This is a genomic window from Adlercreutzia sp. ZJ473 (genome assembly GCF_013185065.1).
GTDB lineage: Bacteria > Actinomycetota > Coriobacteriia > Coriobacteriales > Eggerthellaceae > CAAEEV01.
Map to the genome: position 1 here is coordinate 43,914 of NZ_JAAVTO010000001.1, position 13,807 is coordinate 57,720.

The following is a 13,807-nucleotide window of genomic DNA, read 5'->3' on the forward strand; positions in this document are numbered from 1 at the left end:
GCAAGGGCGCACGGGAGATGAAGGAGAGAAACCCCTCATGAAGGTCAACCAGAAGAAGCTCGAGCCCGGCAAGGTCCGCCTCGAGGCCGTCGCCACCGTCGACGAGGTCAGCAACGTCCTGCAGGCGGCGCACGTGGCGTTCGCCCAGTCCATGGGCTTGCAGCCGCAGCAGGGCAAGACGGTCGCCGAGGTCGCCGAGGAGCACATGGGCATCAAGAACCTCGACTCCATCGTGGAGGCCAGCGCCATCGAGGCGCTCGTCCCGCTCGCGCTCGACAAGAAGAACATCGTGCCTCTGTTCCCGCCGAAGGCCGAGCCGAAGTCGCCGTTCAAGCGCGGCCGCCAGTTCTCCTTCGACGTGGAGGTCACGCTGAAGCCCGCCTACGAGCTCTCCTCGTACGACCCGGTCGAGGTCACCGTCCAGCCCTACCGCTTCAACGAGGCCGTCGTCGACGCGCAGATCGAGGAGATGTCGAAGCGCTACACCTCCTTCGTCGCAGACGACCCCCGTCCGGTCGAGAAGGGTGACAGCTGCCTCATCGCCATGAAGTGCTTCGAGAAGGGCGAGGAGCTCAAGGGCCTCAGCACCGAGGGCCGCACCTACACGGCCGGCAAGGGCTACATGCCCGAGGGCTTCGACGAGGCGATCCTGGGCATGCAGCCGGGCGAGACGAAGCAGTTCACCTTCGAGGGCCCCGGCATCGATGACGACTTCAACGAGATCACGCAGGTCATCGACTGCACGCTCACGGTGAAGGAGATCCAGAAGGAGGCGGTCCCCACCATCGACGACGAGTGGATCGCCAAGAACATGCCCATGTACAAGGACCTCGCCGCGCTGCGCGCTGACATCGGCCGCAACCTCGAGCGCCAGGACCGCGAGCAGTACGACACCTACTGCATGCAGGCGGTCGCCTCCGAGCTCGGGCGCCGCTTCCAGGGCAAGATCGCCGACGAGGCCTACGAGGCCATGCGCGACAACCTCGTGCAGAACCTGCGCGTCAACCTGCAGCAGCAGGGCAAGGACTGGGAGGAGTTCGTGCAGGAGAACGGCGGCGAGCAGCAGTTCGGCATGATGCTCATGCTCCAGACGCGCGAGATGCTCGTGCAGGGCTTCGCGCTCGACGCGGTGTTCCGCCACGAGAAGCTCACGCTCACCGACGACGACATCAACGCCGCCTGCCACGTGATGAACCCGCAGGCGAACCCCAAGCAGATTCGCCAGCAGTTCGAGCAGTCGGGCCGCGGCTTCGCCCTGCGCGAGTCGGCCGAGCGCATGAAGGCCAACCGCTGGGCGCTCGAGCACGCGATCGTGAAGCATCCCGAGGAAGCGCCTGCCGCAGCGCCTGAGGCGCCCGCAGCCGAGGAAGCCGCGGAGTAGCCCGCCCTTGCCGCACGCGAAGCCCCGAGAGAACAAGGCCGCAGCCCCCGCGCGAAAGGAGGCTGCGGCCTTTTCGCGCCCTCGCGGCGCGCACGGCTCGCACGGCGCGAAGGGCGCTCGCAGCGCCCGCGGCGCCCACGGCTCGCACGGCGCGAAGGGCGCTCGCGGCGCCCACGGCTCGCAGCAGCCCCCGCAGCCCCCGCGCCCCACGGCCGCTGACTTCCTGCCCATGACGCGCGAGGCGGCGGCCGCGCGCGGGTGGGACGAGCTCGACTTCGTGTACGTGTCGGGCGACGCCTACGTCGACCACCCCTCGTTCGGCCACGCCATCATCACGCGCCTGCTCGAGGCGCACGGCTACCGCGTGGGCGTCATCGCGCAGCCCGACTGGCGCGACCCGGCCTCCGTCACCGTGCTCGGCGAGCCGCGCCTGGGCTTTCTGGTGTCGGCGGGCAACATGGACTCCATGGTGAACCACTACACCGTGGCCAAGAAGCGCCGCCACGCCGACGCGTTCACGCCGGGCGGCGAGGCGGGGCGGCGCCCCGACCACGCGGCGGTGGTGTACGCGAACCTCATCCGCCGCACCTACAAGAAGACGCCCGTCATCCTCGGCGGCATCGAGGCGAGCCTGCGCCGCCTGGCGCACTACGACTACTGGTCGGACTCCCTCAAGCGCTCCATCCTGCTCGACTCAGGCGCCGACCTCGTGAGCTACGGGATGGGGGAGCACTCCATCATCCAGATCGCCGACGCGCTCGCCGCGGGGCTCTCCGTCTCCGACCTCACGTTCATCGACGGCACCGTGTACCGGGCGCGCTCGCTCGAGCACGTGTACGACTACGAGCTCCTGCCCTCGTGGGACGCGATCCGCGCCGACAAGCTGAAGTACGCCGAGAGCTTCGCCGTCCAGTACGACAACGCCGACCCCGTCCGCGGGAAGCGCCTGGTCGAGCCCTACTCCGACCACGAGTTCGTGGTGCAGAACCCGCCCGCGCCCCCGCTGACCACCTCCGAGATGGACGCGGTCTACCGCCTGCCGTACGCGCGCACGTGGCACCCCGCCTATGACGCGGCCGGCGGCGTGCCCGCCATCGCCGAGGTGAAGTTCAGCCTCGCGAGCTGCCGCGGCTGCTTCGGCGAGTGCTCGTTCTGCGCGCTCACGTTCCACCAGGGGCGCGTCATCTCGGCGCGCAGCCACGAGTCGCTCCTCGACGAGGCGCGCCTCATCACGCAGGACCCCGGGTTCAAGGGCTACATCCACGACGTGGGCGGCCCCACGGCGAACTTCCGCGCGCCGGCCTGCTCGCACCAGCTCGAGCGCGGCGCGTGCGCGCGCAAGCGCTGCCTTGTGCCCGAGCCCTGCCGCGCCATGGACGTGAGCCACGCCGACTACGTGGAGCTTCTGCGGAAGCTGCGCGCGCTGCCGGGCGTGAAGAAGGTGTTCGTGCGCTCGGGCATCCGCTTCGACTACGTGATGGCCGACCCCGACCCCGCGTTCCTGCGCGAGCTCGTGGCCCACCACGTGTCGGGCCAGCTCAAGGTGGCGCCCGAGCACGTGTCCGACGAGGTGCTGCGCCACATGGGCAAGCCCTCCCGCGCGGTGTACGACGCGTTCGTGCGCGCCTACGAGGCCGAGAACGAGCGCGCGGGCAAGAAGCAGTACCTCGTGCCCTACCTCATGTCGTCGCATCCCGGCTCCACGCTCAAGGAGGCCGTCGAGCTCGCCGAGTTCTGCCGCGACATGGGCTACAACCCCGAGCAGGTGCAGGACTTCTACCCCACGCCCTCGACCATCTCCACCTGCATGTACTGCACCGGCGTCGACCCGCGCACCATGCAGCCCGTCTACGTGCCGCGCTCGCCGCACGAGAAGGCCCTGCAGCGCGCCCTCATCCAGTACCGCAACCCCGCCAACTACGACCTGGTGGCCGAGGCGCTCGCGAAGGCGGGCCGCCGCGACCTCATCGGCTACGGCCCCGAATGCCTCATCCGCCCCCGCAAGCCCCGCAAGCGCAACCCCGCGGAAGACGGCGCGAAGGGGGAGGGCGCGAGGGGCGCGAAGTCCGCGCGGGACCCGAAGGGCGCCGCCCGCCCTGCGCCCGCGAAGTCTCAGCGCGCCGGGCGTCCCCCGAAGGCCAACGGCCGCAAGGGCGGCATCCGCAAGAGACGATAAAAAACGTTCTTGAAATCCTTCCTGCGCGCGCATATAATGTTTCCTTGCGTCTGCGTGTGTTATGGATACACCCGGACGCGTGGTTAGACGGAGTCGCGGCGCCGAGCCTCCATCGGCGCATGATCGGCAATCGCCTGGCCATGTAACGTAGAGGAGGTCCTTGGTGTGCGGAGAGGCGCGCGAGCAAGGGTCTCGGCGAGCTGCCGCCGGCGTTCCACCTGCCGTCACCAGGCGCGGGGCGCAGGCACGCTAGCTCGAAGGTACAGGAAAGGTTGAACTGTGGGTATTAAACAGTACAAGCCGACAAGCCCCGGCCGACGCTTCCAGACGGTCTCCGACTTCGCGGAGATCACCACGTCGAAGCCGGAGAAGTCGCTGCTTGCGCCGAAGCCTAAGAAGGCAGGGCGCAACAACTACGGCCGCATCACCACCCGTCATCAGGGTGGCGGCAACAAGCAGCGCTACCGCATCATCGACTTCAAGCGCAACAAGGACGGCGTGCCCGCCAAGGTCGCCACGATCGAGTACGATCCCAACCGCTCGGCTCGCATCGCCCTTCTGCACTACGTCGACGGCGAGAAGCGCTACATCATCCACCCCAAGGGCCTCAAGGTAGGCGACATGGTGGTAAGCGGCCCCGAGGCCGACATCAAGCCCGGCAACGCCCTGCCGCTGGCCAACATCCCCGTCGGCACGCTCGTCCACAACGTCGAGCTGCAGCCGGGTCGCGGCGCGGCGATCGCCCGCTCCGCCGGCACCAGCATTCAGCTCATGGGCAAGGAAGGCAAGTACGCCATCCTGCGCATGCCCTCCTCCGAGATGCGCCGCGTGCTCCTCACGTGCCGCGCCACCATCGGCGAGGTCGGCAACGCTGAGCACTCCAACATCAAGATCGGCAAGGCCGGCCGCAAGCGCTGGATGGGCGTTCGCCCCACCGTCCGCGGCACCGTCATGAACCCGGTCGACCATCCGCATGGCGGCGGCGAGGGCAAGAACAAGTCCGCTGGCCGTCATCCGGTCACGCCGTGGGGCGTTCCCACCAAGGGCCATCGCACCCGCAACCCCAAGAAGGCGTCGAGCCGCTTGATCATTCGCCGTCGCAAGAAGTAGCGCGTGACACTTTAAGGAGTAAAAGTGAGCAGAAGTTTGAAAAAGGGTCCTTTCGTAGAACCGCGCCTTCTGGGTCGCATCGAGGCTATGAACGCGGCTGGCGAAAAGAACGTCATCAAGACCTGGTCCCGTGCCAGCACCATCTTCCCCGAGATGGTCGGCCACACCATCGCCGTTCACGATGGTCGCAAGCACGTGCCGGTATACATCACCGAGTCCATGGTTGGCCACAAGCTGGGCGAGTTCGCCCCGACCCGCACGTTCAAGGGTCATTCGGCCGACAAGGGCAAGAAGCGATAGGATAGGGGTGAACAATGGAAGTTAAGGCAGTATCCCGCTACGTTCGCGTCTCCCCTCGCAAGGCTCGCGTCGTTGTCGACCTGGTTCGCGGCAAGTCCGTCGAGCAGGCTCGTGAGATTCTGGCATTTACCAACCGCGCCATCGCGGAGACCGTCGAGAAGACGCTCAACTCCGCCGTGGCCAACGCTGAGCACAACAACCACCTGCGCGCCGACACGCTCGTCGTGAAGGCCGCCTACGTGGACGAGGGTCCGACGCTGAAGCGCATCCGCCCGCGTGCCAAAGGCTCTGCGTCGCGCATCAACAAGCGCACCAGCCACATCACCATCATCGTCGCACCGCGAGAGGAGGCATAAAGTCCATGGGTCAGAAAGTCAGCCCTACTGGGTTCCGCCTGGGCATCACCGAGGATTGGCGCAGCCGTTGGTACGCCGACAAGAACTACGCCGCTACCCTCGAGAACGATCTTGCCATCCGCAAGTTCCTGGACACCTACCTTGCCCGTGCCGCTGTCTCCAAGGTTGAGATCGAGCGCGCCGGCGACAAGATCAAGGTCATCATCACCACGGCCCGCCCGGGCGTGGTCATCGGCAAGAAGGGCGCCGAGATCGACGCCCTGCGCAAGAAGCTCGAGAAGGTCGCCTCCGGCCCCGTCTCCGTCGAGGTCGTCGAGATCAAGCGTCCCGAGCTTGACGCCGTGCTGATCGCCCAGTCCGTGGCCGAGCAGCTCGAGGGCCGCGTCGCCTTCCGCCGCGCCATGCGCAAGGCCGTCCAGTCCGCCCGCAAGTCCGGCGCCAAGGGCATCCGCATCCAGTGCTCCGGCCGCCTCGGCGGCGCCGAGATGAGCCGCCGCGAGTGGTACCGCGAGGGTCGCGTGCCGCTGCACACCCTGCGCGCCAAGATCGACTACGGCTTCGCCACCGCCGCCACCACCATGGGCTCCATCGGCGTCCAGGTGTGGGTCTACCACGGTGACGTGCTCCCCGGCCAGAAGGCTCCGCAGCCGGCTCTCGAGGGAAGCTCCCGCCCGAGCCGCCGTCGCAACGATCGTAACGAGAGGGGGCACAAGTAATGCTCGTACCTAAGCGCGTCAAGCACCGCAAGGTGCAGCGTGGTTCCATGAAGGGCAAGGCCAAGGGCGGCACGCGCCTGAACCACGGTTCTTACGGCATCCAGGCCCTTGAGGCCCACTGGATCACCAACCGCCAGATCGAGGCAGCTCGTATCGCCATGACCCGCTACATGAAGCGTGGCGGCAAGGTGTGGATCACGATCTTCCCCGACAAGCCGATCACCTCGAAGCCCGCCGAGACCCGCATGGGTTCCGGCAAGGGCAACCCCGAGGGCTGGGTAGCTGTCGTCAAGCCGGGTCGCATCATGTTCGAGATCGACGGCGTTGACGAGGAGACGGCCAAGGAGGCCCTGCGCCTCGCCATCAACAAGCTGCCCATCAAGTGCAAGATTGTCACTCGCGAGACGGAAGGGCAGGAATAAATGAAAGCAGCAGAGATTCGTGAACTTTCTGCCGAAGACCTGCAGGCGAAGTTGAAGGAGGCGCGTGCTGAGCTGTTCAACCTGCGCTTCCAGATGGCCACGAGCCAGCTCGACAACACCGCCCGCGTCAAGCAGGTTAAGAAGGACATCGCGCGCATCCAGACCGAGATGCGTGCTCGTGAGCTGAGCGCGTAGCTTAAGGGAAGGTGTGAGAAATGACTGAAGAGCGCAATTTGCGTAAGGTCCGTCAGGGCGTCGTGGTCAGCGACACCAATGACAAGACCATCGTGGTAGCCGTCGAGCAGCGCAAGCCCCATCCGGTGTACGGCAAGATGATGACCACCACGAAGAAGTTCCATGCCCATGACGAGAACAACGAAGCCGGCGTCGGCGACACCGTTCAGATCATGGAGACGCGCCCGCTGTCCAAGATGAAGCGCTGGCGCCTCGTGAAGATCGTCGAGAAGGCCAAATAGCGCGTGTGCGTTGCATGCAGCTATCTTTTTAGGAAAGTTAGGTAAAGCATATGATTCAGATGCAATCCATGCTCGCGGTGGCCGACAACTCCGGCGCTCGCAAGGTGCAGTGCATCAAGGTCCTCGGCGGCTCCAAGCGCCGCTATGCGGGCCTCGGTGACGTGATCATCTGCAGCGTGAAAGAGGCTATGCCCAACGGTAACGTGAAGAAGGGCGAGGTCGTCCGCTGCGTGATCGTGCGCGTGAAGAAGGAGGTCCGTCGCGCCGACGGCTCCTACATCCGCTTCGACCAGAACGCCGCCGTTCTGATCAACAACGACGGCTCTCCGCGCGGCACCCGCATCTTCGGGCCCGTCGCTCGCGAGCTCCGCGACAAGAAGTACATGAAGATCGTGTCTCTGGCACCGGAAACGCTCTAAGGGAGGTGTCAGTCATGAAAATGCATGTGAAGAAGGGCGATACCGTCAAGATCCTGTGCGGCAAGGACAAGGGCAAGCAGGGCAAGATCCTGCGCTCTATCCCGCAGAAGCAGCGCGTGGTCGTCGAGGGCGCCAACATGATGAAGAAGGCCATGCGCCCGACTCAGGCGAACCCGCAGGGCGGCATCTCCACCGTGGAGGCCCCCATCCACGTCTCCAACGTGATGCTGGTGTGCCCGCACTGCAACCAGGCGTCCCGCGTCTCCAAGCGCGTGAACGAGGCCGGCAAGAAGGTCCGCGTCTGCAAGAAGTGCGGCAAGGACATCGACTAGGCCGACCTTGGCGGCACAGGAGCCGCGTCTAGCTCCGGTCGTTGGACGAAGCCAACTCCCTCCGCTAGCCACGTCTCCTGCACTCGCCAAGCTCACCCTCGTAGGGGATGAGAGATAATTATCTGCCGCCGCAAGAGCGGCGGCAGAACGCTATTTTGAGCGCATGGGTTGACCGGGGAGGGGCTTTCAGGTAAAGTCTCTTCTTCGGGCGCCCATGCGCTCTATGGCCCTGGGATACCAGGGACGCGGGGTCGGAAATCCCGCGTTTAATTCATCGACGGAAAGGTTTCACCTATGGCTCCTCGTTTGAAGGAAAAGTATCAGAACGAGATCGTCGCCAAGCTCGAGAGCGAGCTCGGCATCACCAACGTCAACCAGGTTCCGCGTCTCGAGAAGATCGTCGTGAACATGGGCGTGGGCGCTGCCGCCGGCGACTCCAAGCTGCTCGACGCCGCCATGAACGACATGCGCATCATCACCGGCCAGCAGCCCTGCGTCACCCGCGCCAAGAAGTCCATCGCCGGCTTCCACGTGCGCGAGGGCCAGGCCATCGGCTGCAAGGTCACCCTGCGCGGCAACCGCATGTGGGAGTTCCTCGACCGCCTGCTGGCGACCGCCCTTCCCCGCGTGCGCGACTTCCGCGGCATCTCGCCGAAGAGCTTCGACGGCCGCGGCAACTACACGCTCGGCATCACCGAGCAGCTGATCTTCCCCGAGATCGACTACGACAAGATTGATCGCACCCGCGGCATGGACGTCACGTTCGTGACCACGGCTGACGATAACGAGAGCGCCTTCGCGCTGCTTTCCGCGCTGGGCTTCCCGTTCAAGAGCAAGTAAACCAGACAGCCGCCTCGCAAGGGGCGGCTTGTTTGCGTAACCTCAGGCAACAAGACCTGAAGCATGGGGTTTCGGGTCTTTAAGCAAGAAAGAAGGAATGCATGGCTAAGAAATCGATGATCGCCAAAGCCAAGCGCGAGCCGAAGTTCTCCACGCGTCAGCACAACCGCTGCACGCGTTGCGGACGCCCCCGTGCTTACTATCGCAAGTTCGGCCTGTGCCGCATCTGCTTGCGTGAATTGGCCAACAAAGGCGAGCTGCCCGGCGTGACCAAGTCTTCCTGGTAAGAGCTGGCACACGTTTAGGGTGTGTCGACGTGAAAGGCGGAGGCGCTAAGGGCGCCGACGAACCGAACGCTCGGCTCATCACGAATCAAAGGAGAAAACAAACATGACAATGACCGATCCCATCGCAGATATGCTTACGCGCGTGCGTAATGCCCAGTCTGCCGGCAAGGAAACGGTGTCCATGCCCTCGAGCAAGAAGCTCATCGAGATTGCTCGCATCATGGACCAGGAGGGCTACATCCGCGGTTACGAGGTAATCGACGGCGAGCCCCGCGCGACGCTTGAGATCACGCTGAAGTACGGCCCGAAGAAGGCCAAGACCATCCGCGGCATCAAGCGCATCTCCAAGCCCGGCCTGCGCATCTACGCCGGCAAGGACGAGCTGCCCCGCGTGCTCGGCGGCCTCGGCACGGCAATCATCTCGACGAGTCACGGCGTCATGACCGACCGCGATGCCCGCAAGAAGGGCGTCGGCGGCGAGGTCATCGCTTACATCTGGTAGGAAAGGGAGGTATTGCATTATGTCTCGTATCGGCAAGATGCCCGTCACCGTTCCTGCTGGCGTTGACGTGACCATCGACGGCACCACGGTGACCGTCAAGGGCCCCAAGGGTGAGCTCACGCGCACCTTTCAGCCCTGCATGACCATCACGCAGGAGGGCAGCGAGATCATCGTCTCCCGTCCTGATGACACCCGTGAGTCCAAGAGCTTCCACGGCCTGACCCGCACCCTCATCCACAACATGGTCGAGGGCGTGTCTGCCGGCTTCTCCAAGAAGCTGCAGCTCGTGGGCGTCGGCTACCGCGCCGCGCTCAAGGGCAAGGACCTCGAGATGCAGCTCGGCTACTCGCACCCCGTTCTGGTGGAGGCCCCCGAGGGCATCACCTTCGAGGTTCCCAGCCAGACCGAGATCGTCGTCTCCGGCCCCTCCAAGGAGCAGGTCGGCCAGGTTGCCGCGAACATCCGCAAGTGGCGCAAGCCGGAGCCCTACAAGGGCAAGGGCATCCGCTACGAGGGCGAGCATGTCCGTCGCAAGGTTGGCAAGGCTGGCAAGGACTAAGCGTCCGCTCGGTATCTGATTGAAGGGATTATCAATGAATAAGCTTCAGAAAAAGCAGGCCGGGTTGGCACGTCGCCATCGTCGCGTTCGCGCGAAGATCTCTGGCACGGCGGCTCGTCCTCGTCTGTGCGTTACGCGCAGCAACAACAACATCTACGTTCAGTTCGTCGATGACGTTGCCCACACCACCATCTGCGGCGTCTCCACGCTCGGCCCTGAGTTCAAGGCCACGGGCAAGAGGGGCAGCAACGTCGAGGGCGCCTCTGCCCTCGGTGAGATCGCCGGCAAGCTGGCACTGGAAAACGGCGTGACGGAAGTTGTGTTCGACCGTGGCGGCCACCTGTATCACGGACGCGTCAAGGCTCTGGCCGAGGCTGCCCGTGAAGCTGGTTTGAAATTCTAGAAGGGGTTTTAGCTTATGGCTCGTAAACAACAGCAGGAGAACGCCGTTCCTGAGCTCCAGGAGCGCGTCGTCAGCATCAACCGCGTTTCCAAGACCGTCAAGGGCGGCCGCCGCATGCAGCTCACGGCACTCGTGGTCGTCGGCGACGGCAAGGGCCGCGTCGGCGTGGGCATGGGCAAGTCCGCCGAGGTCCCCACCGCCATCAAGAAGGGCGTCGAGGACGCGAAGAAGAACATGTTCTCGGTCCCGCTGACCGAGGGCGGCACCATTCCCCACGAGGTGCTCGGCGAGTACGGCGCCGGCCGCGTGCTGCTGAAGCCGGCCGTTCCCGGTACCGGCGTCATCACCGGCGGCTCCGTCCGCGCGCTGCTCGAGCTTGCCGGCGTGAAGAACGTCATCGGCAAGTCCCTCGGCACCGACAACGCCATGAACATCGTGAAGGCTGCCGCCGAGGGCCTCAAGTCCCTCGAGAGCCCGGCTGAGGTTGCCGCTCGTCGCGACAAGTCCGTCGGCGAGATCTTTGGCTGGAAGGAGCAGAAGTAATGTCTGACGCGAAGAAGACCCTGCGCATCACGCAGGTGAAGAGCGCCATCGGTCGCAAGGCCGACCAGGGCAAGACGCTCAAGGCTCTCGGCCTCGGCAAGATCGGCCGCACGGTGGAGCAGGTGGACAACGAGTCCGTCCGCGGCATGATCTTCAAGGTGAAGCATCTTATCGAAGTTGAAGAGCTTTAGCTCTTCAACTTCTACGCCGACGCTGCGGTTTCGTACGGCACCTAGCCTAGCCCCTTGTTTGGGGCGCGGCGCGGCGCGAAGGCCGCTTGGCCCCAAGGCGGGGCTATTCCAGGCACCGCACGAACCCTCGCTGACTTAATCGTTCATGTGAGGGGCAGTTGGCTGTAACGGATAAGGGCATATTAATGTTCTTATTCGGGTATAATGCTGTTCGGCGCGCCTTTTCTCGAGGTGCGCCGTTGGCATAGTATTTGGAAGTTTGCTGGCGGCGAGCTGCCAGCATCGGGGGAGGGGCGAACCTGCTCCCCTGAAGCGTAATAAGGAGATTGACTCAATGGAACTCAAGGATCTGAAGCCTGCTGAGGGCTCTAAGAAGAACCGCAAGCGCGTGGGCCGCGGCCCTGCGTCCGGCCATGGCAAGACGGCCGGCCGCGGCATGAACGGCCAGAAGTCCCGTGCCGGCGGCGGCAAGGGCCCGGGCTTCGAGGGCGGCCAGACGCCGCTCGCCCGTCGTCTGCCGAAGCTCCCCGGCTTCCGCAACTTCAACCGCGTGGAGTACCTGCCGGTGAACGTGAGCCGCCTCGAGGCGAAGTACGAGGCCGGCGAGGTCGTCGACGGCGAGTCCCTGTGCGCCAAGGGCATCATCAAGCATGCCGACGCGCTCGTGAAGGTGCTCGGCGACGGCGAGATCACCAAGGCCCTCACGGTCAAGGTCGATAAGGTTTCTGCTTCCGCCAAGGCGAAGATCGAAGCAGCTGGAGGAAAGGTCGAAGAGCCTTGCTAAGCTCGATCATAGACGCGTTCAAGGTACCGGAGCTGCGCAAGAAGATCCTCTTCACGCTGGCGATCCTCGCGCTCTACCGCTTCGGCGCCTATGTGCCGGTCCCGGGCATCCCGTTCCATGACTTCGCCACGGCCTTCGCGGACACCGGCGTCGCCATGACGATGCTCGACCTGTTCACCGGCGGTGCGCTGTCGAACTTCTCGGTGTTCTCGCTGGGCATCATGCCCTACATCACCGCATCGATCATCATGCAGCTGATGCAGGGCGTCATCCCCGCCGTGGGCCGCTGGGCGCGTGAGGGCGACTCCGGTCGCCGCAAGATCACGCAGGTCACGCGCTACCTCACGCTGGGCCTGGGCCTCATCAACGCCATCGGCTACCTGCTGCTGTTCAAGTCGCCGGCCTACGGCGTGGTGTTCTCCACCGAGGTCCCCGAGATCGTCACCGACATCGTCATCGTGTTCACGCTGGTCGCCGGCACCGCCTTCATCATGTGGATGGGCGAGCTCATCACCCAGCGCGGCATCGGCAACGGCATGTCGCTCATCATCTTCGTGAGCATCGTGTCCCGCGTGCCCTCCGCCATCTTCTCGTCCGTGAACCTCACGGGCGATCTGGGCATGGGCATCGCGCTCACCATCCTGATCCTGGCCGTGGTGCTCGTGTGCATCCCGCTGATCATCTACGTGGAGCGCGCGCAGCGCCGCATCCCGGTGAACTACGCCAAGCGCGTCCAGGGACGCAAGATGATGGGCGGCCAGTCCACCTACATCCCGCTGAAGGTGAACGCCGCGGGCGTCATCCCGATCATCTTCGCGAGCTGCATCATCTACTTCCCGGCGCAGCTGGCGGCCATCTTCAACGTGGATTGGCTGACGACGTTCGCGAACTGGTGCTCCACCGGCGTGGTGAACTGGATCCTCACGCTCGTGCTCATCGTGTTCTTCGCGTACTTCTACACCTCCATGGTGTTCAACCCCGAGGAGACGGCTGACAACATCCGCAAGCAGGGCGGCTTCATTCCGGGCGTGCGTCCGGGCTCGGCCACCGTCACCTACATCAAGAACGTGATCCACCGCATCACGCTGCCGGGCGGCCTGTTCATCGCCTTCATCGCCGTGGTGCCCACGATCATCTTCTACTTCACGGGCAACCAGCTCATCCAGTCGTTCGGCGGCACCTCGATCCTCATCATGATCGGCGTCGCACTTGACACCATGAGCAAGGTCGAGAGCCAGCTGAAGCAGCACAACTACGAGGGCTTCTTCAAGTAGGGAAATCTCGCACGTTAACTGGAGAGAGGACCCGTCTCGCAAGGGGCGGGTCCTCTCTTTTGCTAGAATAGAACCACCAATCTGTCCACCATCGAAAGGATCGACTGAAATGAACATTGTGTTGCTGGGTGCACCGGGTGCCGGCAAGGGCACGCAGGCGGCGAAGCTCGTCGAAGAGGAGGGCCTGTGCCACATCTCCACGGGTGACATTCTGCGCGCGGCGGTGAAGAACCAGACTCCTCTGGGCGTGAAGGCCAAGGGCTACATGGACGCCGGCGATCTGGTGCCGGATGACCTGATCATCGACCTCATGAAGGAGCGCATTCAGCAGCCTGACACCGAGAAGGGCGTCATCCTCGACGGTTTCCCGCGCACGACCACCCAGGCCGTGGCGCTCGACACCATGCTCGCCGAGCTCGGCCGCCCGCTCGACGCGGCGCTGCTGATCGACGTGGAGGCCGAGGTCATCGTGAACCGCCTCTGCTCGCGCCGCATGTGCAAGGAGTGCGGGCACATCGGCTCCGCCGCTGACGCGGCGTGCCCGAAGTGCGGCGGCGAGATGTACCAGCGCGACGACGACAACGAGGCCACGGTGCGCAACCGCCTCGACGTGTACGAGAAGTCCACGAGCCCGCTCATCGACTACTACCGCGGCTGCGAGCTGCTCGTCACCATCGACGGCGACCGCGACCCGCAGGTGGTCTACGCCGACGTCAAGGAGGCCCTGAAGCTCTAG

Annotated in this window: 21 protein-coding genes; all 21 read left to right on the top strand. The window is 64.7% G+C overall.

All coding sequences use genetic code 11. From position 1 onward, the window contains the following. Positions 1-37 precede the first annotated feature (37 nt). The 21 genes from tig (at position 38) to HRL41_RS00305 (ending at position 13,807) form a co-directional block, all read left to right on the top strand. On the top strand, positions 38-1,381 hold the full coding sequence (gene tig, locus HRL41_RS00205; RefSeq protein ID WP_172134989.1) for a trigger factor: 1,344 nt from the start codon (positions 38-40) through the stop codon (positions 1,379-1,381). Between the two features lie 7 nt (positions 1,382-1,388). Further along, positions 1,389-3,557 carry a YgiQ family radical SAM protein gene (locus tag HRL41_RS00210; RefSeq protein ID WP_253904610.1) on the top strand — a complete coding sequence of 723 codons (2,169 nt, stop codon included), beginning with the start codon at positions 1,389-1,391 and terminating at the stop codon, positions 3,555-3,557. Between the two features lie 279 nt (positions 3,558-3,836). Then, positions 3,837-4,667, top strand: a complete 831-nt coding sequence (gene rplB / locus HRL41_RS00215; protein ID WP_165049944.1) for a 50S ribosomal protein L2 — start codon at positions 3,837-3,839, stop codon at positions 4,665-4,667. Positions 4,668-4,691: 24 nt separating this feature from the next. Next, on the top strand, positions 4,692-4,967 hold the full coding sequence (gene rpsS, locus HRL41_RS00220; RefSeq protein WP_165049968.1) for a 30S ribosomal protein S19: 276 nt from the start codon (positions 4,692-4,694) through the stop codon (positions 4,965-4,967). A gap of 14 nt (positions 4,968-4,981) precedes the next feature. After that, on the top strand, positions 4,982-5,323 hold the full coding sequence (gene rplV / locus HRL41_RS00225) for a 50S ribosomal protein L22 (RefSeq protein ID WP_165049990.1): 342 nt from the start codon (positions 4,982-4,984) through the stop codon (positions 5,321-5,323). Between the two features lie 5 nt (positions 5,324-5,328). Continuing rightward, positions 5,329-6,039 carry a 30S ribosomal protein S3 gene (rpsC, locus tag HRL41_RS00230; protein ID WP_165049999.1) on the top strand — a complete coding sequence of 237 codons (711 nt, stop codon included), beginning with the start codon at positions 5,329-5,331 and terminating at the stop codon, positions 6,037-6,039. Beyond that, positions 6,039-6,461 (top strand): 50S ribosomal protein L16, encoded by a 423-nt coding sequence (gene rplP / locus HRL41_RS00235; RefSeq protein WP_165050028.1) that lies wholly within the window; start codon positions 6,039-6,041, stop codon positions 6,459-6,461. The genes rpsC and rplP overlap by 1 nt, the downstream gene beginning before the upstream one ends. Beyond that, positions 6,462-6,656: a 50S ribosomal protein L29 gene (gene rpmC / locus HRL41_RS00240; protein WP_160710048.1), complete on the top strand. Its 195-nt coding sequence runs from the start codon at positions 6,462-6,464 to the stop codon at positions 6,654-6,656. A gap of 20 nt (positions 6,657-6,676) precedes the next feature. Then, positions 6,677-6,937 (top strand): 30S ribosomal protein S17, encoded by a 261-nt coding sequence (gene rpsQ, locus HRL41_RS00245; protein ID WP_165171232.1) that lies wholly within the window; start codon positions 6,677-6,679, stop codon positions 6,935-6,937. 50 nt (positions 6,938-6,987) lie between these two features. Further along, positions 6,988-7,356 (top strand): 50S ribosomal protein L14, encoded by a 369-nt coding sequence (gene rplN / locus HRL41_RS00250; RefSeq protein ID WP_022740329.1) that lies wholly within the window; start codon positions 6,988-6,990, stop codon positions 7,354-7,356. 20 nt (positions 7,357-7,376) lie between these two features. Further along, on the top strand, positions 7,377-7,688 hold the full coding sequence (gene rplX, locus HRL41_RS00255; RefSeq protein ID WP_165171250.1) for a 50S ribosomal protein L24: 312 nt from the start codon (positions 7,377-7,379) through the stop codon (positions 7,686-7,688). A gap of 294 nt (positions 7,689-7,982) precedes the next feature. Beyond that, entirely contained in the window at positions 7,983-8,528 is a 546-nt protein-coding gene (gene rplE, locus HRL41_RS00260; RefSeq protein WP_172134990.1) for a 50S ribosomal protein L5, read from the top strand. Between the two features lie 101 nt (positions 8,529-8,629). Further along, positions 8,630-8,815 (top strand): type Z 30S ribosomal protein S14, encoded by a 186-nt coding sequence (locus HRL41_RS00265; protein ID WP_103265579.1) that lies wholly within the window; start codon positions 8,630-8,632, stop codon positions 8,813-8,815. Between the two features lie 103 nt (positions 8,816-8,918). Then, positions 8,919-9,317, top strand: coding sequence for a 30S ribosomal protein S8 (gene rpsH / locus HRL41_RS00270; protein WP_165050075.1), 399 nt, complete (start codon positions 8,919-8,921; stop codon positions 9,315-9,317). A 19-nt stretch (positions 9,318-9,336) separates the two neighbouring features. Next, positions 9,337-9,876 (top strand): 50S ribosomal protein L6, encoded by a 540-nt coding sequence (rplF, locus tag HRL41_RS00275; RefSeq protein ID WP_165171228.1) that lies wholly within the window; start codon positions 9,337-9,339, stop codon positions 9,874-9,876. A gap of 34 nt (positions 9,877-9,910) precedes the next feature. After that, complete coding sequence (gene rplR, locus HRL41_RS00280; RefSeq protein ID WP_165050089.1) at positions 9,911-10,279, top strand: 50S ribosomal protein L18; 369 nt, start codon at positions 9,911-9,913, stop codon at positions 10,277-10,279. A gap of 15 nt (positions 10,280-10,294) precedes the next feature. After that, positions 10,295-10,822, top strand: a complete 528-nt coding sequence (gene rpsE / locus HRL41_RS00285) for a 30S ribosomal protein S5 (RefSeq protein WP_165050119.1) — start codon at positions 10,295-10,297, stop codon at positions 10,820-10,822. Continuing rightward, complete coding sequence (rpmD, locus tag HRL41_RS00290) at positions 10,822-11,013, top strand: 50S ribosomal protein L30 (protein WP_165171224.1); 192 nt, start codon at positions 10,822-10,824, stop codon at positions 11,011-11,013. The genes rpsE and rpmD overlap by 1 nt, the downstream gene beginning before the upstream one ends. A gap of 334 nt (positions 11,014-11,347) precedes the next feature. Continuing rightward, positions 11,348-11,797: a 50S ribosomal protein L15 gene (rplO, locus tag HRL41_RS00295; RefSeq protein ID WP_165050157.1), complete on the top strand. Its 450-nt coding sequence runs from the start codon at positions 11,348-11,350 to the stop codon at positions 11,795-11,797. Beyond that, positions 11,791-13,071 carry a preprotein translocase subunit SecY gene (gene secY, locus HRL41_RS00300; RefSeq protein ID WP_165171222.1) on the top strand — a complete coding sequence of 427 codons (1,281 nt, stop codon included), beginning with the start codon at positions 11,791-11,793 and terminating at the stop codon, positions 13,069-13,071. Before rplO ends, secY begins: the two co-directional genes overlap by 7 nt. 109 nt (positions 13,072-13,180) lie before the next feature. Continuing rightward, positions 13,181-13,807, top strand: coding sequence for an adenylate kinase (locus tag HRL41_RS00305; RefSeq protein ID WP_165171220.1), 627 nt, complete (start codon positions 13,181-13,183; stop codon positions 13,805-13,807).

Coding starts and splice junctions, on each gene's coding strand:
- tig (WP_172134989.1), top strand. CDS start 38: ATGAAGGTCAACCAGAAGAAGCTCGAGCCCGGCAAGGTCCGCCTCGAG.
- rplV (WP_165049990.1), top strand. CDS start 4,982: ATGGAAGTTAAGGCAGTATCCCGCTACGTTCGCGTCTCCCCTCGCAAG.
- rpsC (WP_165049999.1), top strand. CDS start 5,329: ATGGGTCAGAAAGTCAGCCCTACTGGGTTCCGCCTGGGCATCACCGAG.
- rplP (WP_165050028.1), top strand. CDS start 6,039: ATGCTCGTACCTAAGCGCGTCAAGCACCGCAAGGTGCAGCGTGGTTCC.
- rpmC (WP_160710048.1), top strand. CDS start 6,462: ATGAAAGCAGCAGAGATTCGTGAACTTTCTGCCGAAGACCTGCAGGCG.
- rpsQ (WP_165171232.1), top strand. CDS start 6,677: ATGACTGAAGAGCGCAATTTGCGTAAGGTCCGTCAGGGCGTCGTGGTC.
- rplN (WP_022740329.1), top strand. CDS start 6,988: ATGATTCAGATGCAATCCATGCTCGCGGTGGCCGACAACTCCGGCGCT.
- rplX (WP_165171250.1), top strand. CDS start 7,377: ATGCATGTGAAGAAGGGCGATACCGTCAAGATCCTGTGCGGCAAGGAC.
- rplE (WP_172134990.1), top strand. CDS start 7,983: ATGGCTCCTCGTTTGAAGGAAAAGTATCAGAACGAGATCGTCGCCAAG.
- HRL41_RS00265 (WP_103265579.1), top strand. CDS start 8,630: ATGGCTAAGAAATCGATGATCGCCAAAGCCAAGCGCGAGCCGAAGTTC.
- rpsH (WP_165050075.1), top strand. CDS start 8,919: ATGACAATGACCGATCCCATCGCAGATATGCTTACGCGCGTGCGTAAT.
- rplF (WP_165171228.1), top strand. CDS start 9,337: ATGTCTCGTATCGGCAAGATGCCCGTCACCGTTCCTGCTGGCGTTGAC.
- rplR (WP_165050089.1), top strand. CDS start 9,911: ATGAATAAGCTTCAGAAAAAGCAGGCCGGGTTGGCACGTCGCCATCGT.
- rpsE (WP_165050119.1), top strand. CDS start 10,295: ATGGCTCGTAAACAACAGCAGGAGAACGCCGTTCCTGAGCTCCAGGAG.
- rpmD (WP_165171224.1), top strand. CDS start 10,822: ATGTCTGACGCGAAGAAGACCCTGCGCATCACGCAGGTGAAGAGCGCC.
- rplO (WP_165050157.1), top strand. CDS start 11,348: ATGGAACTCAAGGATCTGAAGCCTGCTGAGGGCTCTAAGAAGAACCGC.
- HRL41_RS00305 (WP_165171220.1), top strand. CDS start 13,181: ATGAACATTGTGTTGCTGGGTGCACCGGGTGCCGGCAAGGGCACGCAG.